General features: G+C 41.1%; 2 protein-coding genes. Both read left to right on the top strand.

Annotation, left to right across the window (positions count from 1 at the left end; genetic code table 11):
* Positions 1–324, top strand: a 324-nt coding sequence (locus HP439_RS19255; RefSeq protein ID WP_172391931.1) for a polysaccharide pyruvyl transferase family protein, incomplete at its 5' end; no start/stop codon positions are given.
* 18 nt (positions 325–342) lie between these two features.
* A partial coding sequence (locus HP439_RS19260; protein ID WP_172391932.1) for a glycosyltransferase family protein occupies positions 343–885 on the top strand: 543 nt, incomplete at its 3' end.

The raw sequence follows: 885 nt of genomic DNA on the forward strand, positions 1-885 counted from the left end.
CGACTTTCCAGAGCGAAGCTAGTCGTTACCTCTAGAATACATTGCGCATTGCCCTGCCTTGCGATGGGCACACCGGTTATATTTTTAAATGGCGGCTTTGAGGGATTTGGGAATCGGTTTAACAGTCGTTTCGAAGGGCTTATCGATTTTTTTAACCGTGTGGATATCAGTGAGGAAGGTGAGATTTCCAACAATTTTGGCTTAAAAGGTAAGATCGAAGTCGGCAGTCTGCCTGTAAATAAGACGCGTCACGTCCCGTATGCAGAGGCTTTAACGAGTAGGTGCCAGGAGTTTATAAACAATGTGGAAATAAAGAATTTGTAATTTAATAACTAGGTTAAAATGGGTAAAAAACTGATTCTTTTTACAAGGCGATTCCCTTATCATACCACTGAGGCCTTTATCGAGTCGGAAATCAAGTTTCTAGCTAGTCGGTTTCAAGAGATCGTTATCTTTCCAACCGAGGTCGCTTCGTTTAAGCGCTCCTTGCCTAAAAATGTACGTGTTTCGACTGCATTTGCTAGCAAATATAAGCATCGAAAGAGGCGTCTGTTGCGAGCTTTGTTCTCTTCTAAATTCTATAAAGCCTTAGCTCAACATAAAAAATTTTCAGGCAGTACTTCGGGGTTGAAAGTATTAGCTAAATATATGGCTACTTACCTGAGTTACTATGATTTCTTTATGAATAATAGAGACATTCAGGATGCCGAGGTATTCTACTGCTACTGGTTAAATGAGGCGCCATTAGCGCTCACTGAAGTGAGAAAGCAACGAAAGATCAATGCGAAGATTATTGCCCGAGCCCACAGATATGATATTTACGAAGACCTGGATTCTACGCAGCTTTTTTGGCCTTATAGGCTAAAGACGATTGAACAGATCGAT

Source organism: Sphingobacterium shayense, from assembly GCF_013179575.1.
Taxonomy (GTDB): domain Bacteria; phylum Bacteroidota; class Bacteroidia; order Sphingobacteriales; family Sphingobacteriaceae; genus Sphingobacterium; species Sphingobacterium shayense.